The following is a 22,437-nucleotide window of genomic DNA, read 5'->3' as shown; positions in this document are numbered from 1 at the left end:
GCCGCCTCACCCGGCCAGGTTCGGGTTGGCGGTGAGGTCCTTGCGCACCTGCTCCACGAAGGCCTGCTGGCCGCTCGGCGAGCCGTACGCGATCTCCATGTTGTAGGTGTAGATGCGCTTGTTCTTCACGAACGGCAGCGCCCGCCAGGCCGGGCTCTGGCCCAGGGTGCCGAGCATGGTGGCGAGCTCCTTCTTGCCCTCCTCGCCCACGCCGACCGAGACCCAGACGACGTCGACGTCGGCGAGCTTGCCCATCTGCTCGGGGCTGATGGTGAGCTTGTCGTCGTCGCTGAGCGGGGTGCGCTTCAGGCCGAGGTCGTCGAAGGCCTTGCAGGCCACGCCGGCGTAGCAGGCGATGTTGCCGTTGCCCTCCCAGTAGCCGAAGGTCGCCACGGTGAGGTCGGCGTTGCCGGCCTTGGCGATGTCGGCCTTGGCCTGGGCGACCTGCTTGTCGTAGGTGCCCTTCCAGGCGTCGTACCGGTCGGCGCGCCCGAGGTCCTGGGCGGTGCGCTTGAAGTGGACCTCCCAGTTCTTGCCGTCGAAGGCGTCGACGGTGTAGGTCGGCGCGATCTGGCCGAGCCGGGGGTGCACCTTGTCGTCGTAGCCGAGGCCGTTGAGGATGAAGTCCGGCTCGGCTTTGAGGGTCTGCTCGTAGTTGTACTCGGGGTAGTTGGGGAACGGCTTGACGCCCTTGAGCGGCTCCTGCGGGAAGTAGTCGGGGAAGGTGGTGAAGCCGCTGTCGCCGCGGATGGGCTGGCTCTTGGCGAGCGGGATACCGAGCGTGATCAGGATGTCGACGTCGGTGGTGTAGAAGCCGAGTGCGGCCTTCGGCCGCGCGGGCATGGCGACGGCGTGGCCCTTGGGGTCCTTGATCGTGGTGACCGCGGCGGCGGCGGTTTCGCCGGAGCCCGAGCCGCATCCGGTGGCGAGGAGGGCGAGGACGGCCAGGGGGACGAGACGCTTGTACGGCATGGGGTCTCCGGTGGTGAGACGATATCGCCCCGGGAACTTAGCATAGGCTTACCTAACCTATACCGGGCACCCCGCCCTCGATCAAGGTCCCGTGTTCAGGTTAGCCTTGCCTAATCTTTGTCGAGTCTTGCAGGAGTGCCAGGTGCGGTCAGGTCGGGACGTCCTCTCGGGGGCGATCAGAGGTCAGCGGAGCAGGCTGATCGCGGGTTCGTTGCTCGGAGCGGGGCATCAGGCGGGCGAAGCCCTGGTGCCGGTGCTCGTCGGACTGGCCATCGACCAGGCCGTGGCGGGGGCGAGCTGGAGCCGCCTGCTGGTGTGGCTGGCCGTCCTGGCCGTGGTCTACGTCGGGTTGTCGTTCAGCTACCGCTTCGGCGCCCGCGCCGGCGAGCGGGCCGCCACCGAGGCGGCACACGACCTGCGCTCGGCCATCGTCGCCCGCGTGCTGCACCCCGGCGGAGGCGCCGACCGCGACCGGCTGCCGGGCGAGCTGACCGGGATCGCCACCGAGGACGCGCGCCGGGTCGGCATGGTGCTGCTGGCGGTCCTCACCGGCGTCGCCGGATTCACCGGCCTGGCCGTGGCCAGCGTGGTGCTGCTCACCACGTCCGTGCAACTCGGGCTGATCGTCTTGGTGGGCACGCCGGCGCTGCTGTGGCTGGGCCACCTGCTCAGCAAGCCGCTGGAGCGCCGCAGCGCGGTCGAGCAGGAGAGCGCCGCCCACGCCTCGGGCGTGGCCGCCGACCTGGTGAGCGGGCTGAGGGTGCTGAAGGGCCTGGGCGCCGAGCGGGCCGCGGTCGAGCGCTACCGGCACACCAGCCGGACCTCGCTGGCCGCCACCCTGCGCGCCGCCCGCGCCGAAGCGCTGCAGAACGGCGTCGTGATCGCGCTCACCGGCGCGTTCATCGCGCTGCTCGCCCTGGCCGGCGGCACGCTCGCCGCCAACGGCACGATCACCCTGGGCCAGCTCGTCTCCGCGGTCGGGCTCGCGCTGTTCCTGCAGGGCCCGTTGTACATGCTCGCGTGGGTCAACGCCGAGCTCGCCCAGGGCCGAGCCTCCGCCACCCGCGTGGCGGCGCTGCTGTCGGCCCCGCCCGCGGTCGCGGGCGCGGGCGCCGAGCTGCCCGCGCAGATCAAGGGCGCGCTACGGCTGCGCGGCGTCACCCACGGCGGCCTGCGCGAGCTGGACCTGGACATCGTCGCCGGCGAACTGGTCGGCGTGGCCGCCACCGACCCGGCCGCCGCCACCGCCCTGCTGCACTGCCTCGGCCGCCACGGCGACCCCGAATCGGGCACGATCGAGCTCGACGGCGTACCCCTGCGCGAGGTCGACCCCGCCCTGCTGCGCCAGGCGGTGCTGGTCGCCGAGCACGACGCCGTCCTGTTCGAGGGAACCGTCGCCGACAACGGCGGCACCCCGGAGGCCCTGGCCGCCGCCGGCGCGGCCGACGTGCCGCCCGACACCCCGGTCGGCGAACGCGGCGGCTCCCTGTCCGGCGGCCAGCGCCAGCGCGTCGCCCTGGCCAGGGCGCTGGACGCCCGCCGCCCCGTCCTCGTCCTGCACGACCCCACCAGCGCCGTCGACGCCGTCACCGAGGCGCACATCGCCGAATCCGTCAGGCGGCTGCGCCACGGGCAGACCACCGTCGTGGTGACCACCAGCCCCGCCCTGCTGTCGGCCGCCGACCGCGTCCTGCTGCTGGACGGCGGCCGCGTCGCCGACGACGCCTCCCACGCCGACCTGCTCCAGCGCAACGCCGACTACCGCAAGGCGGTGCTGGCGTGAAAGACCTGCTGCCCACCGCCACCCCGGCCCGCGCCCGCGCCGCCGTCCGGGAGATCATCCGTCCGCACCGCGCCGTCGCCGCGGCGGGCTTCGGCCTGCTCATCGTCGCCACCTCCGTCGGCCTGCTCGTCCAGCCCCTTCTCGGGTACGTCGTGGACCTCGTGGCCGGGCGCCAGCCCGCCACCCTGCTCACCACCCCGGTGGCCCTGCTGGTGCTGGTCGGCGTGGTCCAGGGCCTGCTGACCTCCTGGGGACTCGTCCTGGTGGCCAGGTTCGGCGAGACCGCGCTGGCCGAACTGCGCGAACGCTTCGTCGAACGCGCCCTGGCCCTGCCGCTGGAACGGGTCGAACGGGCCGGCTCCGGCGACCTCACCTCCCGCGTGACCGGCGACGTCGCCCGCGTCGCCGAGGCCGTGCGCTCCGCGCTGCCCGCATTGGCCCGCTCGCTGCTGTCGATCGTCCTCACCCTGGTGGCGATGGCGCTGCTGGACTGGCGGTTCATGGTCGCCGCCCTGCTGGCCATCCCGGTCCAGCTGCACACCGGGCGCTGGTACGTGCGCAACGCCGTACCCCTGTACGCCGCGCAGCGCGTCGCGACCGGCGAGCAGCAGCAGCAGCTCCTCGACACGCTCGCCGGCGCCTCCACGGTGCGCTCCCTGCGCGCCGAGGCCGACCACCTGGCGCGCGTCGACGGCCGCTCGCGCGCCGCGGTGGAGCTGACGATGCGCGGCGTGCACCTGATGCTGCGCTTCTACAGCCGCCTGCACATCGGCGAGTACATCGGGCTGGCCGCGGTGCTGGCCGCGGGCGTGCTGCTGGTGGGCGAGGGCGCGGTCACCGTCGGTACGGCCACCGCCGCCGCCCTGTACTTCCTCAACCTGTTCGGGCCGATCAACACCGCGCTGGCCCTGCTGGACGACGCGCAGGCGGCGACCGCGAGCCTCGCCCGGCTGATCGGCGTCGCCGACGTCGCCGCCGAGGCCCCGCGGCAGACCCACGGCGAGGGCGTCAGCGTGCGCGGCCTGGGCCACGCCTACGAGCCGGGCCGCCCGGTGCTGCACGGCGTCGACCTGGACATCGAGCCGGGCAAGCGGGTCGCGCTGGTCGGGCCGAGCGGCGCGGGCAAGACCACCCTGGCCAAGATCGTCGCCGGGGTGCACGAGCCGACCACCGGCACGGTGCGCGCCCCGGCCGGGATCGCGATGGTCACCCAGGAGGTCCACGTCTTCGCCGGCCCCCTCGCCGACGACCTGCGCCTGGCCAGCCCGCAGGCCACCGACGACGACCTGCGCGCCGCGCTGGCCACGGTCGAGGCGCTGGAGTGGGCCGAGGCGCTGCCCGACGGCCTGGCCACCGTCGTCGGCCAGGGCGGGCACCGGCTCACCGGGGCCCAGCGCCAGCAGCTCGCCCTGGCCCGCCTGGTCCTGACCGACCCCGCCCTGGCCGTGCTCGACGAGGCCACCGCGGAGGCCGGCAGCACCGGCGCGCGTACCCTGGAGCGGGCCGTCGAGCAGGCCATCGACGGCAGGACCGCGCTCATCGTGGCGCACCGCCTCACCCAGGCCGCCGGCGCCGACCGCGTCGTCGTCATGGACGGCGGGCGGGTCGTGGAGGACGGCTCCCACGACGACCTCAGGCAGGCGGGCGGCCGCTACGCCGGCCACTGGGCCGCCTGGACCCGCCACCACGCCCACGAGGGCGACTGACACGCCCGCGGCGGTCATCAGTGATGCCGAGGTGTGGGCTTCCTGGTGACCGCCAGGTAGACGACCGCGGCCGCGAAGATCAGCAGGGCCGTCCAGTCGTTGAGCCGCAGCCCGGCGAGGTGGTAGCTGGGATCGATGCGCAACCACTCGATCCAGGCGCGGCCGGCGGCGTAGGCCGCGGCGTAGAGGGCGAACGTCCGGCCGCGGTCCAGGCGGAAACGCCGCTCGGCCCAGATGACGAAGCCGGCCACGCCCAGGTTCCACAGCGACTCGTAGAGGAACGCCGGATGGTAGGTGGCCGTGGACTCCAGGCCGGGCGGCCGGTGGGCGGGGTCGATCTCCAGCGCCCAGGGCAGGGTGGTCGGCCCGCCGTACAGCTCCTGGTTGAACCAGTTGCCCCAGCGGGCGATCGCCTGCCCGATCGCGATCCCGGGAGCGACGGCGTCGGCGAAGTCACGCAGCGGGATGCCGCGCCGGCGGCAGGCCAGCCACACACCCAGCGCGCCACCGGCGAGCGCGCCGAAGATGCTGATGCCGCCCTCCCAGATCGCGAAGACCCGCAGCGGATCCCGGCCGGGACCGAAATACGGCTGCCAGTCGGTGGCCACGTGGTAGATCCGGGCGCCGACCAGGCCGAACGGCACCGCCCACGTGGCGATGTCGCCCACCGCGCCGGGATCGCCGCCGCGGGCGGCCCAGCGGCGCCGGGTCACCCACGCGCCGGCGAGGATGGCGAGGACCATCAGGAGGGCGTAGGCGCGGATCGGGATCGGGCCCAGATGCCAGACGGCCTGGGACGGGCTGGGGATGGCTGTCACGCCGTAGAGTCTGGTTCCGCCACGGCCGCGCCCGCATCGAGCGGTACGCCGATTGTGCGATCAGTCAACTGGTTGATGCGCATCCGGCCGACGACTGAATATCGTCGGCGGTGTGGAGTCCTGGGAGCGGTCGCGGCGCCGGTGGCAGCACGCCTTTTTCGCCTCGTGGCTGGTGCTGACCTCCGCGGGACCCGTGATCGAGGGAGGACAGGTCCTCCCGGTGGTGCTGGTGGCCGCGCTGGCCGCCTGGTACGCGGTGTGGTTCGTGCTGCGCACGCCGCACGCGGGTGACGTGCCGCTGCCGTACGTGCTGGGCGGCGGGCTGATCTGGCTGGGGCTGTTCGCCGTCGACTCCTCCTTCCTGGTGGTCGGGCTGAGCGTGCTCGCGCCGTACTGCATGGACGCCGTGCGGGTCGGGCTGGTCGCGGTGGTGTCGTGCGCCGGGGGCTGGCTGTGGCACCGCTATCACGCGACCGGGTCGATCACCTGGACCGAGATCGTCATCAGCGCGCTGGTCGCGATCAGCACGGGCGCCGCGGTCGGATACTTCCATTCCGTCGCCCAGCAGAGCGCCGAACGCAAGCGGCTCATCGACGAGCTGCAGGCGGCGCAGGAGGCGCGGGCGGCGGCGGAACGGCAGGCCGGCGTGGCGGCCGAACGCCAGCGGCTGGCCAGAGACATCCACGACAGCCTCACCCAGGGGTTCGCCAGCGTGGTGATGTTGCTGGAGGCGGCGCAGGCGACCCTCCCGGACAACAAGCACCTCAGCCAGGCGCTACGGGTGACCAGGGAGAACCTCGCCGAAAGCCGCCGCGTGGTGGGGGCGCTGCGGCCCGGCGACCTCGACGAGTGCGGCCTGCCTGAGGCTCTGCGGCGGCTGTCGGCCCGGCTGCGCGAGGAGACCGGCGTCCAGGCGCACACCGTGATCACCGGCATGCTCCGGCCGCTGGAGGCCCACGTCCAGGCGGAACTGCTGCGCGTGGCCCAGGAGGCGGTCGCCAACGCCCGCCGCCACGCCGGCGCGGAACAGGTCACGCTGACCCTGTCGTACATGGAGGACCTGGTGGTGCTGGACGTCCACGACGACGGCGGCGGGTTCGATCCCGAGCGGGCCGCCTCGGGACACGGCCTGTCGATCATGCGGGAGCGGATGGAGCAGCTCGGCGGCACCCTGCTCGTGGAAAGCGCTCCCGGCGCGGGCGCCACGGTCGTGGCCGGCGTCCCGGTCGCGGTACTGAGCGGGGCGCGATGACCGTCCGCGTCCTGATCGCCGACGACCACCCGGTGGTGCGCGACGGCATTCGTGCCATGCTCGGCACCCAGGCCGACCTGGAGGTCGTCGGCGAGGCCGTGTCGGGCACCGACGCGGTACGGCTGGCGCGCGACCTGCGCCCCGACGTCACCCTCATGGACCTGCAGATGCCCGAGATCGACGGCGCGACGGCGATCACCCGGATCCGCGAGCACGACCCGGGCGCCAAGGTGATCGTCCTGACCACCTACGACACCGACAGCGACATCTCGCGCGCCATCGACGCCGGAGCCATCGGCTACTTGCTCAAGGACACCCGCCGCGAGCAGCTGTTCGACGCGATCCGGGCGGCGGCGCGCGGAGAGAGCGCGCTGTCGCCGGCGATCGCCACCCGGGTGCTGTCGTGGGCGCGGGCCGACGCGCCCGGCGCCCTCAGCGGCCGCGAGATCGAGGTCCTGGACGCCGTCGCCCAGGGGATGAGCAACAAGGCCATCGCCGCCCACCTGTGCATCAGCGAGGCCACGGTCAAGACCCACCTCCTGCACATCTTCGCCAAGCTCGGCGTCGACGACCGCACCGCCGCGGTGACCGTCGCCGCCTCACGCGGGATCATCCGCCTCAGCGGCCAGACCTCATGACGGTGTCGATCGCCTCGTCCCGCCGCAGGCCGGCGCCCCGCTCGTAGGCCCTGGCATAGCCGGTACGGCCGAGCCGTTCCATCAGGCCGGCCGCGAACGCGCCCAGTTCCCGATCACCGCGGTCGAAGGTGCCGCGGATGACCTCGCTCATCCCGAGCGCGGTGGCCGCGCCCGCCGGATCGCCCTCCAGCGACAACAGCCGGGCCAGGAACTCGGCGGCCGGCGCGAGGTCCATGTTCGCCTGGGCCGCCCGGAGCGCCCAGGGCAGCAGGGCGCGCGCCCGCGCGGCGTCACCCGCGGTGAGCAGGTTCGCCATTCGGGCGGGCAGCAGCAGGCTCTGGCTCGCCGCTTCGGGCAGGGACCACTCGCGGGCCACCCGCTCCAGCCGGTCGAGTTCCCGGTCGGCCCGGCCGGGCTCGCCCTGGCGGCGACACAGCTCCGCCGAACAGGCGTGAACCTGGATCTCCAGCATCGGCCGCCCACGGTCCCCGGCCGCCTGCCACGCCGACGCGAGGTCCTCGCCCGCGCCCTTCAGATCGCCGGCGCGCATCCGCTGCGTGGCCAGCCCGAGCCGCGAGGAGATCTCCTCCTGCCACGCGAGGCCGCCGCTGATCGCGATGCCGCGCTCGAAGTCGGCCACCGCGTCGTCGTCGCGGCCCTCGATCCCGTGGATCTGGGCCGTGCCGTTCAGCATCATCGCGGTCCACCACCGGTCGCCCGCCCGCTCGAACGCGCGCAACGCCCGCGCCGCGGCGCTCGCGCCACCCGCCCAGTCCCCGCGGGTACGGCCGCGCAGCGCCTCGACCAGGTGGGTGTGCGCGACGGCCCAGTCGTCGGACCCCTCCCTGACCCGGGCCGTCTCCCGGTCGACCAGGTCGTCGAGACCGGCCATGAAGGCCGCCGTCAGCGTCATGGTCAGCAGCATCGGATAGCGGCGCAGCGCGCCCGTCCGGGCGCAGTCCTCGACCGCGGCCCGCACCTGCCCGGCGTCCGCCTCACCGGCCAGCAGGTGGATCGTGGCGAACGCGGCCCTGGCCGCCGGCGGCAGCGCGTCGCCGAACTCCAGCACCCTGGCCACGTAGACGTCGGCCCGGCCGTCATAGCGCAGCATGTCCCAGTACCAGTACAGCGGGCCGAGGATCCGGGCCGCCGCCTCGGCGTCGCCGTCCTCGACGGCCGCCTGGAGGGCGTAGACGAGGTTGTCGTGCTCGAACTCGAACAACCGCAGCGACTCCGCCTGTCCGGGCGCGCGCATCAGCGGCTCGTGCCGCTCGGCCAGGCCGGCGTAGTGGCGCGTGAGCCTTCGCCGTACGGCTTCGCGCTCCTCGGCGGAGCGCAGTTCCCCGGCGGCGTAGGTCCGGATGGTCTCCAGCATCCGGTAGCCGTCACCGGCCCGCTCCACGATCGACTTGTCGACCAGCGAATCCAGCAGATACGCCGCGTCTCCACCGCACACCGCCTCGATCTGCCCGAGACCGGCCTTGGCAGGAAATATCGACATCCGGCGGGCGAGGGTCCGCTCCTCGTCGGTGAGCAGGTCCCAGCTCCAGTCGATGACAGCGCGCAGCGTGCGCTGCCGCGGCTGGGCCGTCCTGTTGCCGGTGCCGAGCAGCCGGAAACGATCGTCCAGGCGCCGGGCGAGCTCACCGGCGTCCATCGTCCGCAGCCGCGCCGCGGCCAGTTCCAGGGCGAGCGGCAGGCCGTCGAGCCGGCGCACGATGTCCACCACCGGGCCCGCCGTCGGCTCCTCCAGCGCGAAGCCGGGCCGTACCGCGGCCGCCCGATCGAGGAACAGCCGGACCGCGCTCGCCCGCGCGGCGCGGACCGGATCGGCGTGGGCCGGGGGCAGGGTGAGCGGGGCCAGCCGGCACAGCGCCTCACCCACGACCTCCAGCGGCTCCCGGCTCGTGGCCAGGATGGTCAGGTTCGGCAGGCGTTCGAGCAGGTGCCCGGCGAAGCCGGCCACCGCTTCCGAGACCTGTTCGCAGTTGTCCAGCACCAGCACGCCCTCGCCACCGGCGAGCAGGGCGACCGATCGATCGAGCGGCGTGCCCGGCGGCAGCGCCTCGGCCGCGGTGACCGTGCCCAGCACCGCCTCGGGCAGACCGGCCGGCGTGTCCACCCCGGCCAGGGGGACGAGCCAGACGCGGCCGCGCCGATGGGCCCGGTGCCGGCTCACCGCCTCCACCGCCAGCCGGGTCTTGCCCACTCCTCCGGGACCGACGACCGTGACCAGCCGCGAGCCGTCCAGCAGCCCGGCGAGCAGTTTCAGCTCCTCATCCCGGCCGACGAAGCCGGTCAGCGGGGCCGGCAGCCGGCCCGGCGTCGCACGCGAGCGCCGCGACGGCCCGCTCTCGCCGCGCAACACCGCCAGATGCGCCGCGCGCAGCTCCTCGGAGGGGTCGATGCCCAGGTCCTCCGCGAGCGTGCGGCGCACCTCCTCATACAGCGCCAGCGCCTCGACCTGACGGCCCGCCGCGTGCAAAGCCCGCATCCGCAGGACGGCCAGCCGCTCGCGCAGCGGATACGCCGCGGCCGCCGCCTCCATCTCGGCCAGGATCTCGCCGTGGTTACCCAGCAGCAGCTCCGCCTCGAACCGGTCCTCGGTGGCCGCGGCGCGCAGTTCCTCCAGGCGGGCGGCCGCCGTCCCGGCGAAAGGGAGGTCGAGCACGTCGGCCAGCGCGTCGCCCCGCCACAGCGCCAGCGCCGCACCCAGCAGCGCGGCGGCCCTGCCTCCGGCGCCGGCGGCCAGCTCGCCACGCCCCTGCCTGGCCAGTTCCTCGAACCGGCCGGCGTCGACGTCCTCGGCGCGTACGCGCAGACGGTAGCCACCGGAGGCCAGCTCGACGACCTCGCCGTCGCCCAGCGCCCGCCGCAGCCGGTACACCAGCGCGTGCAGCGCCCTGACGCTCTCGCGGGGCGGGAGATCGCCCCACAGCCCGTCGATGAGCGAATCGACCGGCACCACCTCGCCGCCGGCCAGGGTCAGCCTGGCCAGCAGCGCACGCACCCTGGTCCCGCCGACGTCGATCGGCGCCCCGCCGTCGCCGTAGGCCCGGACCGGCCCCAGCACCTCAATCCGCATGGCCACCAGCCTAGGAGGACCCTCGCGTACACCGGCCGCGCCGCCCGCCGTGGCCCCGTGAGAGCCTCGGCCTTTTCAAGATCGCCGACGTGGAGCCCGGGTGCACGATGGAAGGCCAGGAACAGTTGGTGAGCATTTGGTGGCTCCGGGTGACACCTACGGTCGTCTTGCGCGGCTGCCGGGCCCGGCGCACACTCGGGTCGTCGGCGCGTCGTTGCCCGGGGGTGATCCTGTGCACGAGGAGTTCAGCAGCCAAGAGGTCTGGTCCTTCGGCTGTCACCGGTGTCAGCACATGTGGGAACAGCGCTACAGCGTCCGGACGGTCTCCGACGATCACCACGGCGGGGAGATCCGCGTGTGGAAGCGCGGCTCGGTGACCGTCCAGCCGCCCTGGGTGAGCGTGAGCTGCCCCGGGTGCGGCGCCTATCAGGTGACCTGCCTGCCGTACGGGTTCCTGTCGCGCCATCCCGAGCTCACCGCGGCCCCCGAACCACGGCCGCTGCGCCGCACGCCGCCCGCCGCTCCGAAGGCGGCGCCGGTCGTGTGGCCGACGCGGCTGCTGGCGGCGCTCGGCCTGCCCGTGCTGGCGTTCGTGGGCTACGAACTCTGGCACAACCTGGCCGGGCTCAGCCCCTCACACTGACCTGCCCCGCCGGCCCGCCGGCGTCCGGTCCGCTCCTCCACCGCTCCGAGCATCCGCGGGCGGAGGCCCGCCTGCGTCCACAACGTCGCGTCCGTGCCCATCGCCCGTACGGCGGGCAGGCCGCCGGCCAGCAACGCCGCCCGCCACCCGGCCAGCCGGGCGTCCTCCGGCGAGATCTCGGCGGCGGGGTCGAGGCCGCGCGCGCAGGCGGCGAGGAAGTCGTGGACGGTCATCGGCCGGCCGTCCACGCTGAGCGCCGCCGGATCCGTGATCGTGTGCTGCGAAGTCACCCCCGTAGCGTGTCGGCCGCCGCGGCCGTGACGCTGAAACGGCGCTGAAACCCGCAGCTCACCCGCGATCTTCCTCGACGGCCGGGGCTTGGTGGCGGCCCGGCGGGGAACACCCTGCTTGACCTTGACACAGTGACAAGGTCTTCACTGGTTGCCGAGGAGGTGGTCCCGATGACCACGCAGAACCAGGACACGGATGCGACGCGCGCCTTCCAGGCTCTGGACGACGACAGCTCGTCCGTGCGGCTGCGGGCGGCGATGGCGGTCGGTACGGCCCCCGACCCGCGGTTCGTCGGCAGGCTCATCGAAAGGAGCGCGGTCGAACCCGAGTTCTACGTGCGCGACATGCTGACGTGGGCGCTCACCCGCCACCCGGCGTCCATGACGGTCCCGGAGCTGCTCGGCGAACTCCGCTCGGAGCGTACGCAGGCACGCAGCCAGGCGCTGCACACCCTGTCCAAGATCGGGGACCGGCGGGCGTGGCCGGCGATCACCCGGGCGCTGCTGGCCGACGCCGACGACGAGGTGGCGCGCAGCGCGTGGCGGGCCGCCGTCGTGCTCGTGCCGGCGGGCGAGGAGCCCGAGCTGGCCGCGGTGCTGGCGACCCAGCTCGGACGCGGCGAACGGGAGACGCAGCTCAGCCTCAGCCGGGCGCTCGTCGCGCTCGGCGAGGCGATGGTGCCCACGGTGCGCGCCGCGACGACCGACCCCGACCCGCGCGTACGCGCCCACGCGCTCGCCACGGAGCGGCTGCTGCGCGACCCGGACGCCGGGTTCGCGTTCGCGATCGAGGAGGCCAAGCGGGTCGTGGCCCTCGGCGGCGCCGGCGGGGAGGAGTGACGGGCCGTGCTGATCGGTGACGTGGCGCGGCGGTCCGGGGTCAGCGCCCGCATGCTCAGGCACTACGACGCGCTCGGCCTGGTGCGGCCGACCGGCCGTAGCGACGCGGGCTATCGGGAGTACTCCAGCCGGGACATCCAGCGGATCTTCCACATCGAGAGCCTGCGCTCCCTGGGGTTGTCGCTGCGTGAGGTCAGGCGGGCGCTCGAAGACCCCGCCTTCACGCCCGCCGAACTCGTCGCCGGCCTCATCCGCCAGACGCGCGAACGCATCGCGGCCGAGACGGAACTGCTCACGCGCCTGCGCCGGATCGACGCCGTGGAACCCACCGGCTGGGAGGACGTCTTCCAGATCGTCGCGCTCCTGCAGGCGCTGGGCTCGAAGAGCGCCGGCAAGCGCCAGAGCGCGGCCCTGACCTCGGTCGAAGAGGCCGCGCTGCCGGTGGAAGCCCTGGTCGAGGCGGCGCTGAACGAGACGGACCCGAACGTCGCCGGAGCCCTTCGCTGGGCTCTGGCGCAGTCGGGCGAGGACGGGCTGGCCCTGCTGGCGGAGGGCCTCGGCTCACCGGCGGCCGAGGTGCGCGAACGCGCCGTCCAGTCGATCGCCGAGCTGACGAACGACGGGGCGACCACGCTGCTGCGGCAGGCCCTCACCAACCCCGACCTCGTGGTACGCAGGCACGCGGCCCTGGCGCTCGGAGCACGCGGAGTGGCCGAGGCCGTCCCGGCGCTCATCGACATGGTCGTCGAGGGGACCAACGACGTCGGCGCCGCCGACGCCCTGAGCGCGCTGGCGAGCCGTCCCGCGCCGGCGAAACGGATCGCCGCCAGGCTCGTGGACCGCCTCGCCCGCGAAGGCATCGAACCGCCGGCACGTCTGCGGCTGACACAGGCGCTGGCCGACATCCCGGGAACCACCGCGTCCCAAGCTCTGGCGGACCTGTCCCAGGACGAGGACCGTGCCGTCGCGCTGACCGCGACCTACATTCTCGGGATCCGCGACACGCGATGACCGACCTGAGGCGTCAGAGGTGGCAGCACGCCCGTCGGGGCACTGCGCGCGGCGTTCCCGGCCGGATCCGGCGGCGCCCGGTGAGCGTCAGCCCCGCCACGACAGAAGCGGCGCCGGCCTGACCCCACCCGCGCCCCCGACACATGGGCGGGGGCTCCGCGTTGACGCGCAACCGCTTCGGTCGAGGTTCTCGTGGCGGGCCTGATCGCTCAGGCTCGGCATGATCGGCTCACAGCCGGGCGGGCTGGAGAGTGACGCGGAGGCCGCGCAGGGCGAAGTCGGGGCGCCGGCGGGGGCCGCTGTCACCGGGCGCGAGCGCCAGGCGGGGGAAGCGGTTGATCCCGGATACCCGCGGGCGCGCCTCGCCTCAGGACCACGGCGAGCGCGGTGATCCAGGCCCACGCGGTGATGATCGCGGCTCGCTGGAACAGGCCCGCCACCTCGACCAGCGAGGGGTTCTGCTCGAAGCCCAGCCCGGCCAGGATCCAGAGGGCGGGGAACGCCACCGCCGTGACGAGCGAATAGACCGTCCACGCGGGCCCGAAGCGGCGGGCCAGAAGAAGACAGGCGGGCGGCAGCGCCAGGAGGGTGGGGATGGCGAACAGGTCGTGCAGCAGGCCGGAGGTGGTGTAGTCGGACAGCGGGGGAGTGCCGGGCGGGTAGCCGCCGACCGGGTCGGTGACGAAGACCCCGGCGCCGACCAGGCTGAGCCCCCAGACGCCGATCAGCAGGCGCCCCCACAGGCCCCGCAGCGCGACGGCGAAGGCGACCACGAGCAGGCCGCACCCGATGAAGGTGGCGGACTGCACCCATCCGGCCGGTCCCAGCGCGAGCGAGCTGACCGGATGCCGGAGCGGATCGTAGTCCGCCAGGAACGCGCCCCGGAGCAGGAACGAGGCGACGAACACCGGGCCGGCGACGACGCCGCAGCCCAGCAGCGCTCTGGTGTTCACGCCGTCCCGCCGGCGCCGCGCCGTACCCCGTCATAGGTCACCCCGTGCCCGGCCAGCACGGCCGCCAGCGGCGGGGACACCCCCAGCCGGAGCAGCGCGAGCAGCAGGTGCGGGGTGCCGATCTCGCGCGCGCCCAGCGCCCTGGCCTCGCGCAGGCTGATCTCCAGGACCTTCTTGGCCTGCGGGCTGTACGGCCCGCCGACGCGACCGGGTTTGCGCGACGGCGGCGAGTCCGGCTGGTCGAGCGAGCCGGGCCCGAAGGTCTCCTCGATGCGGCGGAAGACCTGTTCGACGTCGATGCCGACCGCGCCGAGGGCGTCGGCCTCGTCGTCGGTGAGCCCGGCGCGCAGCCGGGGGCCCCGGGCGGCCGCGGTCAGATCGTCGGCGGTGACGCCGTGGCCGCTCAGAATGTCGGCGCCCGCCCCGCCCGCCCTGGACAGGGCGAGCAGCAGGTGGTCGGGCTCGGCCTTGGCGGCGCCCGACTCGGCGGCCATGCTCGCCGCGGCCAGCACGCTCTGGCGCGCGTCGGGGGTGAACCTCTCGAACATCGTGCGGCTCCTAGTCCTGTGTCCGCTGGGCGAGCTTCTGGTGTACGGCCTGCCGGGTGACGCCCAGCGCGTCGGCGATCGCCTGCCAGGACCATCCGCGCTGCCTGGCGTTGCGCACGTGAAGCGCTTCCAGATGGTCGGCGAGCTTGCGCAGGGCCACCACGGCCTTCAGCCCCACCGCGGGATCGTCGTTCATGCTGTCAAGATATATTGACGCCCGCGCCTCTGTCAATATATATTGACAGTGCGATCCTTAACGGCGACTCAACGGACGCTCATGGCGGGATGAAGGGGCCTTTTTGGGGCTGCGAAGCCGCTAGCTTGACACCACCCCCAAAAAGGAGTGGATATGTCGAGTAAAACCGTGCTCGCCAGTGCCACCGTCGCGGCGCTCTGCTTAACGGGCCTGGCCACCGCCGCCCACGCGGAGCCGCCGTCCCCCGCCCCCGAGCAGGCGCCCCCGGCCATGGTCGACGCCATGGAGCGGGACCTCGGTCTCACCGAACAGCAGGTGCACACCCGCCTCGCCAACGAGCGGCGCGCCGCCGCCGCCGAGGCCAGGCTCTCCGCCCAGCTCGGCGCCAGCTACGCGGGCGCCTGGCTGAACGCCGACGCCTCCCGGCTGAACGTCGCCACCACCGACCAGGCCGCCGTCGCGTCGATCGAGGCCCAGGGCGCTCAGCCCGTCGTCGTCTCCCGCACCCTGGCCCAGCTCAACGCCGTCAAGGACCAGCTCGACCGCGCCGCCTCCGGACGGGCGAGCCTCTGGTACGTCGACGTCAGCACCAACACCGTCGTCGTCGCCGCCCCCACCCAGCGGGCCGCCGACGCGTTCGTCACCCGCGCCGGCGTCGACAGGAGCGCCGTCCAGATCACCACGTCGGCGGAAAGCCCCCGGCCGTTCATCAACATCGTCGGCGGCGCCGCCTACTACATCGGCTCCGGCACCCGGTGCTCGATCGGCTTCTCCGTCACCCGCGGCTCCACCCCCGGCTTCGTGACCGCCGGCCACTGCGGCCGTACCGGCGCGCGGACCACCCAGCCGACCGGCACCTTCCAGGGCTCGTCGTTCCCCGGCAACGACTACGCGTGGGTCGCCGCCCCGGGCAACACCGTCCGTCCGTGGGTACGCGGCTCCGGCGGCCAGAACGTCATCGTCCGCGGCTCCACCCAGGCCTCCGTCGGAGCCTCGATCTGCCGCTCCGGCTCCACCACCGGATGGCGTTGCGGAACCATCCAGCAGCACAACGCCTCCGTCCGCTACCCCGAAGGCACCATCACCGGCCTGACCCGCACCAGCGCGTGCGCCCAGCCCGGTGACTCCGGCGGCTCGTTCATCTCCGGCAGCCAGGCCCAGGGCGTCACCTCCGGCGGCTCGGGCAACTGCACCAGCGGGGGAACGACGTACCACCAGCCCGTCAACGAGATCCTGCAGACCTACGGCCTGACGCTCGTCACCGGATAGTCCACCTCCCGGCCCTGGGCAGGCTGCTTACACCCCCCACCTGACCCGGGCCACCCGCGTGCCCGGCGCCACACCGCGCCGGGCACGCCGGGTGATCAGGGAAGGCCGCGCAGCGCGGCCTGGGCGGCGGCCATGGCCTGCTCGTCGCTCGCACCGGCCTGGCGGGCGGTGGCGGCGAACTCCCGTGCGGCGGCCTCCAGCCGGAGGCGCAGCTGGTCGGTGGTGCCCGAGATGACCGCGGTGCGGCCCCGGCGCAGTTCCACCAGGCCTTCGTCGCGTAGTTGCTGATAGCCGCGCAGCACGGTGTGCAGGTTGATGCCGAGGCTGGCGGCGACGTTGCGGGCCGAGGGCAGCCGGTCGCCCGGCGCCGCCGTACCGTCGGCCAGGGCGGTACGCACCGCGCCCGCGACCTGGTCCGACAGCGGCTGGGCGGAGGCGAAGTCCACGGTGATCAGCACGAGCCCGCCCGGAGGCGGTGCAGCCAGCCGTTGACCAGCGCGGCCGCGGTGCCGGCCTGGCTCGTGGAGTAGACCAGGCGCCGGTCGTCGGACAGCGACACCACCAGCACCGGGCCCTTCCCGGCCAGCGCGCCCCAGCCCCAGCTGCCGTCGTCCAGCTTGTAGCGGCCCTTGGGTGGCTCGCTCGTCACGTCGGCGTGCCGGACGCGGGTCCACGGCACCGTACGCCGCAGGCCCAGCCACGGCAGCGTCACGCTGAGGCCGCCGGCGTCGATCTGCAGCCGGGTACGCGCCTGTGCGGCCTCGAACACCGCCCACGCCAGCAGCGGCCAGAAGCCGAGCCACATCGCCAGGCCCACGAGCATCGCACCACTCACGAGCCTGCGCACCGACCACGCCCAGGCCACGAACATCACCCGCTGCGCCGCCCCGATCGGCATGGCACGCAACCACGGCGGCGGAACCACGTCGGTCTCCGGATGCCGCGGCAGCGGCCCGGCCACCACCCAGCCCAGCGCGAACGCGGCCACCGTGCCCGCGACCTGCGCGGCCATCGGCCAGCCCAGCCGCACCTCGCCACCGAGCGAGGAGGTCAGCCCGAGGGCCCACAGTCCGTACGCCACCGGGATGAGCAGGCCGACCGTCCAGCCGAGCGCCACCACGAGGCGCTGGCCCAGCGGCACATGCCAGTACGTCAGGAACGCCACGGCCAGCAGCGCCTGCGCCCACACCATCATCCCGAAGACCGGCTGCGCCGACCACTCCTGCCAGGTGAAGCCGATCCGGGTGCCGAACGACCAGGAGTGCACGGTGACCCTCTCGGGCAGGCGTTCGCCCAGCGTGGCGACCAGCACCATCGGCACGAGCACCACCAGCGGCGGGCCGAGAGCGGCGAGAACCAGGCGGCGCAGGCGCCCCCGGGCGGCATGGTCGGACATAGCCACCTCCAACTGTTTGATTGTGACTATAACACTTCAAACAGTTTGCGCGAAGAGGCCACTACACGGCCTGAGGGGAAGGCAGCATGCTGGTGTTCGCCATGAAGCTCACCGTCGAAGGAGCACGCCGATGTCCGAGCTACGCGTTCACAACCTCTCGATCTCGATCGACGGCTTCGCCACCGGAGCGGGTCAGGCCCCGGACGCCCCGTTCGGGCATGCCGGCGAGCGCCTGCACGAATGGATGTTCGCCACCCGGTTCTGGACCGAGCGGGCCGGCGGCCAGGCCGGGAGCGTCGGCGCCGACCACGTGTTCGCCGCGATGCACGCTCCCGGCATCGGCGCCGAGATCATGGGCGCCGGCAAGTTCGGACCGCCCGGCTGGCAGGACGACCCCGGCTACAAGGGCGCCTGGGGCGCCAACCCGCCGTTCCGCACGCCGGTCTTCGTCCTGACCCACCGGCCGAGGCCGTCGATCGAGATGGAGGGCGGCACCACGTTCCACTTCCTGAACACCTCACCCGCCGAGGCGCTCAAGACGGCCCGCGAGGCGGCCGATGGCCTGGACGTGCGCCTGGGCGGCGGCCCCTCGGTGGTCCGCGACTTCCTCGCCGAGGGCCTGGTCGATCACATGCACGTGGTCCAGGTCCCGATCCTGCTCGGCCGCGGCGTCCGGCTCTGGGACGGCCTGGAGGCGCTGGAGGCGACGTACCACATCGAAGCGGTCTCCACGCCCTCCGGCGTCACCCATCTGACGTTCACCGCCAAGAACCGGTGAACGGGGCCGCGGGCGGGTGAGCCGCGGTTCACGCCCGGGAAGACACGGAGGGATGAAGCCTCTCGCGGGAACCCCGCTCGTCGACGTCGAGCCGTGCAGCGCCCGGTGCGCCCGGATCCTGGCCGGGCGCGAGCACATCACATTGCTGGTCAGCCCGGGAAACCCCTACTTCTCCGCCGCCCGGCTCGCGGCGACGTTCCGGTGGGCGGCCCGGACGGTCAGACGGGTCGACGTCCTGGTCTCCGACCTGGAGATGACCGCCGCGACCTATCTCGCCAGAGGCCGCCCGGACCATCACGCCTACCGCAGAGCCCGCGCCGACATCAGCCAGATGGCGGCCAGGATCCGGCGCGCCCGCGACACCGCGGGCCGCCCGGACCTGCGCGTCAGTGAGTTCGCGGAGTGGGCGGGCACCGCGGAGTACCGTCGCGGGCTGGCCTACGCCCGCGAGGCCATCGCCGACCCCGCCTATGGGCCGCTCCTGCGCGCCGGGACGCGCGACGCGCTCATGGCCAGGATGCCGCAGGGCTGGGAGCCCACCCCGCAGCAGATCGACATCGGCCTGGTGCACGGCGAGAAGACCCTGCCGTTCATCGTCAACGCGGTCGGGATCCTCGGCGTGAGCGAATCGGTCACCGCCTACAGCCGCCCCACCCCCTGCACCCGGTATTTCTTCAGCGACGGCGCGAAGTACCGCGCCTTCCCCGGCCAGGGATACATCGGACTGCGCGTCCGGGAACCGGATGTACCTAGGACCAACGACGGAGCGTGCCTGGGCACAAGGGCTGATCCGCCCGGCGCGTGATCTGGTGAGACTGGCCCGCATGCCTGTCACGTCCGCCACACGTGTCCGGGGCGGGCGGGCGTTCCTGACGGGGATGTTCGTCGACGCGCTGGGCAGCGGCCTCTACGTTCCGCTCACCCTGCTGTTCATCCACGAGGTCACCGGGCTGTCCATGGCCGTGGTCGGACTCGGCGTGACGGTGGCTGCCGCGGCCGGGCTGGCCGCCAATCCGGTCGCGGGCATTCTGATCGACCGCTTCGACGCGCGCAGCGTGCTGGTGGGAACCTACGTGCTGCGCGCGCTGGCGTTCGCCGCCTACCCGCTCGTGGACGGATTCACCGCGCTGATCATCGTCGCGGCGCTGGTCGCGGTGGGGGACCGGGCCTACTATCCGGCCTCGGCCGGCTATGTCGCGGTCCTGGCCGACGGGGCGCGGCGCGACCGGCTCTACGCGCTCATGGCCACGGCCCGCAACGTCGCCTTCGGCCTCGGCGGGCTGCTGTCGGCGGGCGCGGTCTCCCTGGCCGGCGGCGCCGGGTTCACGGTCATCGCCGTGGTGAACGCGGCCAGCTTCATGGTGGCCTCGACCTGCCTGATCCTCTCGGGGCCACGCGTCCAGGCCGCCAGAGACGCCGGTCCGCGTGGCGGCTACCGGCGGGTTCTGGGCGATCGGCCGTTCATCGCCCTGGTGGGGGCCGAGCAGGCGTTCACGCTGGCGCACATGATCCTTCCCGTCGCGCTGCCGATCTACGCGGTCACCGTGCTCGGGGCTCCCGCGGCCGTTCTCGGGGTGCTCTACGCGCTCAACACCTTCCTGGCGGCCTCGGGTCAGCTTCTGGTCCGGCGGCTGCAGCGTGCGGCCCGCCGTACGCACTCCCTGGCCTTGGGCGGGGCGGTGCTCATCGCGGCGTGCGGCGCCTACGCCGCGACGGCGCTGCTGCCGCCGGGGCCCGTGCGGATCGGCGGGCTCGTCGCGGCCACGATCATCCTCACCGTGGGCGAGCTCATGCACACCGTCCCCTCCTGGGGACTGGCCGCGGGCACCGCGCCGCCCGCCATGCGCGGCCGCTATCTGGCGATCTACCAGCTGACCTGGGCGGTCGCCGCCGTCGTCGCGCCGGCCGGGTTCTCGGCACTGCTCACTACGGTCCCGGCGCTGCTGTGGGCGACGCTCGGCGTGCTGCTGGCGGCGGCCGCGCTCACGGTGATCCGGCTCGCCCGCCGCCTGCCCGCCGAAGCGCTCATGGTCGCGTGATCACGGTACGGCCCGCGCCCCTTCCGGCGGGTTGACGGCCGGTCAGGCGGATCTTAACCTCCAGACGCCACAAGCCCTTGGAAGGAGCATCGTGAAGCTTCCTGTCTATGCGGCGACAGCGTTCTCGGCGGCCATAAGCCTCGCCCTGACCTTCGTCCCGGCCTCCGGACTCGGCCACCACAACGGCGGAGTCCAGATCGACGTCACCGAATCCGGCGGGTACTACATCCTGACCGACCCGTTACGTCCAGGTATCTCCTGCGGTATCAACGGCACCATGCCCGTCAAACTGCCGTCCGGCGCCACGATCGGCAACGGACGGCGCAACGACACGGTCACCGCCTGCGTCGACGTCCTGTACGGCGTGCAGCGCATGTGGGACATGCTGCGCGACTGGCTGGGCCGCAACGGCATCAACGGCAGCGGCCGCGGCGCCCCCGCCCGGATCGTGACGGGCACGCCCATCCCCGGCTCCACCGTCGACTTCCCCGGCAGCCAGAGCTTCCCGACCCAGCTCGACCTGGTGGGTCACCAGTACGGTCACGTCGTCTACCAGACCACACCCGGCGGTACCGGCGCGGGCAACGAGAACGGCGGCATCAACGAGGGCGCCGCCGACATCTTCGGCACCCTCACCGAGTGGTACGCGAACAACCCCGTCGACCTGCCCGACTACGAGATCGGCGAGGGGTCCGACCTGATCGGCGGCGGACCACTCCGCCACACCTACAACCCGAGCCTGGACGGCCACCCCAACTGCTACAGCGCCCAGATCCCAGCCACCGAGGTCCACGCCGCCTCCGGCCCGATGCGCCACTGGTTCTATCTGCTGGCCGAAGGCAGCACGCCCGGCAGGGGGAAGCCCTCCAGCCCGATCTGCGCCGGCGGCCCGGCCTCGGTGACCGGCATCGGCCTGGTCAAGGCCGGACGCGTCTTCATGCAGTCCCTCCTGCGCAAGACGTCCGGCTGGCGCTACGTCCACGTCCGTACCGCCTCCGTCATGTCGGCCATCGACCTGTACGGCCCGGCCGACCCGGCCTGCGTCACGGTCAAGGCCGCGTGGGACGCGGTCAGCGTACCGGCCCAGCCCGCCGAGCCCGCCTGCGCGCCGGCTCCGGCCCGCTAGACCTGGCCGGCAGGGTCCGGCGCCGGTGACGCCCCGGTTCTGGCACGCGGCCGGAACCGGGGCGTCACCGGTCATCGCAGGAGCACGGCGCCGAGGGCGCTCGTGAGGAGCAGGGCGGCGAGGACGACGGCCGCCGGGGGGAGGGCCCGGCGGGACGGGGCGGGCGTTTCGTCCGGGGCCGGGTCGTCGGGCTCCGGGCTCGCGGCGGCCGCGTGGTAGGTGGCGGCGAGAGGAATGCCGCGATACCAGTGGCGGGCCAGCGCCTGCCAGCGAAGGCGTTCGTCGAGATCCTCGGTGTCCTTCCGGCCGGTCGCCGTGAGCAGGAGGGCGCGGTGGACGTCGAAGGTGACCTTGACCTGCTGGCCGTACAGCCGCGCGCTCGGCAGGGCGGCCCGGTAGGCGAGCAGCGCGGCGACGCCGCCGGCGCCGTGGCACAGCAGGAACAGGCCGGGAGCGGCCCCGGCGAGGATCAGGAAGATCCCGGAGGCGGCGCTGTAGACCGCGGCGAGGACGGAGACGGTGAGAAAGAACTCCAGCTCGGTGCGGGCGGCGACGAGCGCGGCGCGTTGCTCTTCGGGGAGAAGGGGATACAGGCGCGGCCAGATGACGACCGCGTCGAGGCCGTAGCGGTCCTCGGGGTGGAGTTCGGCGTTCTTGAGGATGTTGCCGAGGCGGGTCGGCATGACCTCGGCGGGGTCGCTGGGATAGCCGGTGTGGAGACGGGCGTAGTCCGCGTCGTCGCCGGGGTCGAGGGCGGCCAGGCGGTTGCGGTGCCAGCGCAGGCCGACGGCTCGTAACGGACGGCCGATCGGGCCGGGCCAATAGCCCTCGTAGAGCCTGACGAGGCTGGTCGCGGCGCTGGCCAGCCACGCTGCCGCGAGGAGCGCGACGACCAGGAACGCCAGCACGTGAACGGTCTTGACGGTGGCGTCCTGGCGCTGCCAGGCGGTCATCGCCCCGGCGACTCCTCCCCTCGCGGCGGCCACGGTGAGCAGGCAGCATCCGAGGAACGCCAGCACGGGAAGCAGGCCGTTGAGGAAGAAGCGGCGGTCGAGCAGCCCTCCGGCCTCTTTGACGACGGTGCCGAGCACGCC

General features: G+C 73.5%; 22 protein-coding genes. 12 read left to right on the top strand and 10 right to left on the bottom strand.

The genetic code is table 11. From position 1 onward, the window contains the following. Window positions 1–6: 6 nt before the first annotated feature. Window positions 7–972 carry an ABC transporter substrate-binding protein gene (locus ACIBI5_RS26225; protein ID WP_397251056.1) on the bottom strand — a complete coding sequence of 322 codons (966 nt, stop codon included), beginning with the start codon at window positions 970–972 and terminating at the stop codon, window positions 7–9. Between the two features lie 142 nt (window positions 973–1,114). Between ACIBI5_RS26225 and ACIBI5_RS26220 the strand changes: the two genes are divergently transcribed. Both ACIBI5_RS26220 and ACIBI5_RS26215 read left to right on the top strand, forming a co-directional pair. Further along, a complete protein-coding gene (locus tag ACIBI5_RS26220) occupies window positions 1,115–2,755 on the top strand; it encodes an ABC transporter ATP-binding protein (RefSeq protein WP_397251054.1) in 1,641 nt (546 codons plus the stop codon). Further along, on the top strand, window positions 2,752–4,461 hold the full coding sequence (locus ACIBI5_RS26215) for an ABC transporter ATP-binding protein (RefSeq protein ID WP_397251052.1): 1,710 nt from the start codon (window positions 2,752–2,754) through the stop codon (window positions 4,459–4,461). Before ACIBI5_RS26220 ends, ACIBI5_RS26215 begins: the two co-directional genes overlap by 4 nt. A 17-nt stretch (window positions 4,462–4,478) precedes the next feature. On the opposite strand, the gene lgt is transcribed toward ACIBI5_RS26215, so the two are convergent. Beyond that, window positions 4,479–5,279, bottom strand: coding sequence for a prolipoprotein diacylglyceryl transferase (lgt, locus tag ACIBI5_RS26210; RefSeq protein ID WP_397251050.1), 801 nt, complete (start codon window positions 5,277–5,279; stop codon window positions 4,479–4,481). A gap of 112 nt (window positions 5,280–5,391) precedes the next feature. Here lgt and ACIBI5_RS26205 point away from each other — a divergent pair, with 112 nt between their 5' ends. Together ACIBI5_RS26205 and ACIBI5_RS26200 are read left to right on the top strand one after the other, a co-directional pair. Continuing rightward, entirely contained in the window at window positions 5,392–6,531 is a 1,140-nt protein-coding gene (locus ACIBI5_RS26205; protein WP_397251048.1) for a sensor histidine kinase, read from the top strand. Then, window positions 6,528–7,169, top strand: coding sequence for a response regulator (locus ACIBI5_RS26200; RefSeq protein WP_397251046.1), 642 nt, complete (start codon window positions 6,528–6,530; stop codon window positions 7,167–7,169). The genes ACIBI5_RS26205 and ACIBI5_RS26200 overlap by 4 nt, the downstream gene beginning before the upstream one ends. On the opposite strand, the gene ACIBI5_RS26195 is transcribed toward ACIBI5_RS26200, so the two are convergent. After that, entirely contained in the window at window positions 7,150–10,254 is a 3,105-nt protein-coding gene (locus ACIBI5_RS26195) for an AfsR/SARP family transcriptional regulator (RefSeq protein WP_397251044.1), read from the bottom strand. The genes ACIBI5_RS26200 and ACIBI5_RS26195 overlap by 20 nt on opposite strands. Window positions 10,255–10,486: 232 nt before the next feature. Between ACIBI5_RS26195 and ACIBI5_RS26190 the strand changes: the two genes are divergently transcribed. Further along, on the top strand, window positions 10,487–10,897 hold the full coding sequence (locus ACIBI5_RS26190; protein ID WP_397251042.1) for a hypothetical protein: 411 nt from the start codon (window positions 10,487–10,489) through the stop codon (window positions 10,895–10,897). Here ACIBI5_RS26190 and ACIBI5_RS26185 read toward each other — a convergent pair. After that, window positions 10,852–11,187: a hypothetical protein gene (locus ACIBI5_RS26185; RefSeq protein ID WP_397251040.1), complete on the bottom strand. Its 336-nt coding sequence runs from the start codon at window positions 11,185–11,187 to the stop codon at window positions 10,852–10,854. The genes ACIBI5_RS26190 and ACIBI5_RS26185 overlap by 46 nt on opposite strands. A gap of 171 nt (window positions 11,188–11,358) precedes the next feature. Here ACIBI5_RS26185 and ACIBI5_RS26180 point away from each other — a divergent pair, with 171 nt between their 5' ends. Together ACIBI5_RS26180 and ACIBI5_RS26175 are read left to right on the top strand one after the other, a co-directional pair. After that, on the top strand, window positions 11,359–12,027 hold the full coding sequence (locus ACIBI5_RS26180; protein ID WP_397251038.1) for a HEAT repeat domain-containing protein: 669 nt from the start codon (window positions 11,359–11,361) through the stop codon (window positions 12,025–12,027). 6 nt (window positions 12,028–12,033) lie between these two features. Further along, entirely contained in the window at window positions 12,034–13,038 is a 1,005-nt protein-coding gene (locus tag ACIBI5_RS26175; RefSeq protein ID WP_397251036.1) for a HEAT repeat domain-containing protein, read from the top strand. A gap of 302 nt (window positions 13,039–13,340) precedes the next feature. On the opposite strand, the gene ACIBI5_RS26170 is transcribed toward ACIBI5_RS26175, so the two are convergent. From ACIBI5_RS26170 to ACIBI5_RS26160, 3 genes are read right to left on the bottom strand one after another with little or no spacing between them, the layout of a single operon-like run. Next, window positions 13,341–13,991, bottom strand: coding sequence for a DUF998 domain-containing protein (locus ACIBI5_RS26170; protein ID WP_397251034.1), 651 nt, complete (start codon window positions 13,989–13,991; stop codon window positions 13,341–13,343). After that, a complete protein-coding gene (locus ACIBI5_RS26165) occupies window positions 13,988–14,539 on the bottom strand; it encodes a Clp protease N-terminal domain-containing protein (RefSeq protein ID WP_397251032.1) in 552 nt (183 codons plus the stop codon). Before ACIBI5_RS26165 ends, ACIBI5_RS26170 begins: the two co-directional genes overlap by 4 nt. Window positions 14,540–14,549: 10 nt before the next feature. Then, window positions 14,550–14,735, bottom strand: a complete 186-nt coding sequence (locus ACIBI5_RS26160) for a hypothetical protein (RefSeq protein WP_221340737.1) — start codon at window positions 14,733–14,735, stop codon at window positions 14,550–14,552. 153 nt (window positions 14,736–14,888) lie between these two features. Here ACIBI5_RS26160 and ACIBI5_RS26155 point away from each other — a divergent pair, with 153 nt between their 5' ends. Then, on the top strand, window positions 14,889–16,004 hold the full coding sequence (locus ACIBI5_RS26155) for an alpha-lytic protease prodomain-containing protein (RefSeq protein WP_397251030.1): 1,116 nt from the start codon (window positions 14,889–14,891) through the stop codon (window positions 16,002–16,004). Between the two features lie 95 nt (window positions 16,005–16,099). On the opposite strand, the gene ACIBI5_RS26150 is transcribed toward ACIBI5_RS26155, so the two are convergent. After that, window positions 16,100–16,462, bottom strand: a complete 363-nt coding sequence (locus tag ACIBI5_RS26150; RefSeq protein WP_397251028.1) for a GntR family transcriptional regulator — start codon at window positions 16,460–16,462, stop codon at window positions 16,100–16,102. Then, entirely contained in the window at window positions 16,456–17,400 is a 945-nt protein-coding gene (locus ACIBI5_RS26145) for a hypothetical protein (protein ID WP_397251026.1), read from the bottom strand. The genes ACIBI5_RS26150 and ACIBI5_RS26145 overlap by 7 nt, the downstream gene beginning before the upstream one ends. Before the next feature lie 130 nt (window positions 17,401–17,530). Between ACIBI5_RS26145 and ACIBI5_RS26140 the strand changes: the two genes are divergently transcribed. From ACIBI5_RS26140 to ACIBI5_RS26125, 4 genes are all read left to right on the top strand, one after another. Further along, window positions 17,531–18,178: a dihydrofolate reductase family protein gene (locus ACIBI5_RS26140; RefSeq protein WP_397251024.1), complete on the top strand. Its 648-nt coding sequence runs from the start codon at window positions 17,531–17,533 to the stop codon at window positions 18,176–18,178. A gap of 52 nt (window positions 18,179–18,230) precedes the next feature. Further along, window positions 18,231–18,983, top strand: a complete 753-nt coding sequence (locus ACIBI5_RS26135) for a tRNA-dependent cyclodipeptide synthase (protein ID WP_397251022.1) — start codon at window positions 18,231–18,233, stop codon at window positions 18,981–18,983. A gap of 19 nt (window positions 18,984–19,002) precedes the next feature. Next, complete coding sequence (locus ACIBI5_RS26130; RefSeq protein ID WP_397251019.1) at window positions 19,003–20,217, top strand: MFS transporter; 1,215 nt, start codon at window positions 19,003–19,005, stop codon at window positions 20,215–20,217. A 91-nt stretch (window positions 20,218–20,308) separates the two neighbouring features. After that, window positions 20,309–21,343: a M4 family metallopeptidase gene (locus ACIBI5_RS26125; RefSeq protein ID WP_397251017.1), complete on the top strand. Its 1,035-nt coding sequence runs from the start codon at window positions 20,309–20,311 to the stop codon at window positions 21,341–21,343. 71 nt (window positions 21,344–21,414) lie between these two features. Here ACIBI5_RS26125 and ACIBI5_RS26120 read toward each other — a convergent pair whose 3' ends face one another. Beyond that, window positions 21,415–22,434, bottom strand: a complete 1,020-nt coding sequence (locus ACIBI5_RS26120) for a hypothetical protein (RefSeq protein WP_397251015.1) — start codon at window positions 22,432–22,434, stop codon at window positions 21,415–21,417. Between the last annotated feature and the right edge of the window lie 3 nt (window positions 22,435–22,437).

Source organism: Nonomuraea sp. NPDC050540 (genome assembly GCF_044457485.1).
GTDB lineage: Bacteria > Actinomycetota > Actinomycetes > Streptosporangiales > Streptosporangiaceae > Nonomuraea.
Note: the sequence above shows the minus strand (reverse complement) of the source record. Positions and strands in the feature narration are given on the sequence as shown.

Coding starts and splice junctions, on each gene's coding strand:
- ACIBI5_RS26225 (WP_397251056.1), bottom strand. CDS start 972: ATGCCGTACAAGCGTCTCGTCCCCCTGGCCGTCCTCGCCCTCCTCGCC.
- ACIBI5_RS26200 (WP_397251046.1), top strand. CDS start 6,528: ATGACCGTCCGCGTCCTGATCGCCGACGACCACCCGGTGGTGCGCGAC.
- ACIBI5_RS26195 (WP_397251044.1), bottom strand. CDS start 10,254: ATGCGGATTGAGGTGCTGGGGCCGGTCCGGGCCTACGGCGACGGCGGG.
- ACIBI5_RS26180 (WP_397251038.1), top strand. CDS start 11,359: ATGACCACGCAGAACCAGGACACGGATGCGACGCGCGCCTTCCAGGCT.
- ACIBI5_RS26165 (WP_397251032.1), bottom strand. CDS start 14,539: ATGTTCGAGAGGTTCACCCCCGACGCGCGCCAGAGCGTGCTGGCCGCG.
- ACIBI5_RS26160 (WP_221340737.1), bottom strand. CDS start 14,735: ATGAACGACGATCCCGCGGTGGGGCTGAAGGCCGTGGTGGCCCTGCGC.
- ACIBI5_RS26155 (WP_397251030.1), top strand. CDS start 14,889: ATGTCGAGTAAAACCGTGCTCGCCAGTGCCACCGTCGCGGCGCTCTGC.
- ACIBI5_RS26145 (WP_397251026.1), bottom strand. CDS start 17,400: ATGTCCGACCATGCCGCCCGGGGGCGCCTGCGCCGCCTGGTTCTCGCC.
- ACIBI5_RS26140 (WP_397251024.1), top strand. CDS start 17,531: ATGTCCGAGCTACGCGTTCACAACCTCTCGATCTCGATCGACGGCTTC.
- ACIBI5_RS26135 (WP_397251022.1), top strand. CDS start 18,231: ATGAAGCCTCTCGCGGGAACCCCGCTCGTCGACGTCGAGCCGTGCAGC.
- ACIBI5_RS26130 (WP_397251019.1), top strand. CDS start 19,003: ATGCCTGTCACGTCCGCCACACGTGTCCGGGGCGGGCGGGCGTTCCTG.